Source organism: uncultured Polaribacter sp., from assembly GCF_947500975.1.
Taxonomy (GTDB): Bacteria; Bacteroidota; Bacteroidia; order Flavobacteriales; family Flavobacteriaceae; genus Polaribacter.
The window spans coordinates 1-711 of sequence record NZ_CANMUE010000050.1 but is presented as its reverse complement, the minus strand read 5'-3'; the positions used below and the strand labels follow the sequence as shown (position 1 = coordinate 711).

The window sequence follows — 711 nt, the reverse complement described above, 5'->3', positions numbered from 1 at the left end:
TTACCCGAAAGACCATCATAACCACCAGTACCTGCAGTTACTCTACCATTACTACCAACGGCTGGTAAGGTACCGTCTAAAACACCATCATCATCTGCATCTGTACCACCAGATTCTAAAACATCATTACAACCATCGTTGTCTGAATCTACATCGAAACCGTCTGCTATACCATCGTTATCTGTATCTTGACATTGAGGTTTTACAAAGATACGTGCATAATTAGTATAACTAGCTGTATCTGTTGTATAAGTTTGAACACCAGTAGTTGGGCTATCTGACTCCCAAATAAAACGTCCACCTGAATTAGATGATACACCAGAGCCTTCTACAACCTCTACAAAATAAGTACCATTGTTGTTCCCTGTTGTATATCCACTATCTAGAGTGTTTGTAGTAAAAGTATAGGTTGTACCGTCTAAACTTACAAGCCCATCTTGATTTCCATCATGAGTAAGAGCACCACCATGTTGAACTCCTAAAAAAACAGGTACGGTACCTGTAAATGTAAAAGTAGTTGGGTCATTTGTTGCTACTACATAAACATTATTTGCAGCTGTATGATAATTGGTAGCTGTAAATATAATAGAACCCGTAGGTAAACCCCACATATGACTAATATCTGCAGTAACGGTTTGGTTTCTTGCATTTGCTACAGTTAAGCTACTACTATCTGAACTATTTGTAAATAGAACTCCATCTATAAAATCA

Annotated in this window: 1 pseudogene; it reads right to left on the bottom strand. The window is 37.6% G+C overall.

The features are described 5' to 3' along the window. Positions 1-711, bottom strand: a pseudogene (locus Q0733_RS12970) (hypothetical protein); the annotation flags it as partial.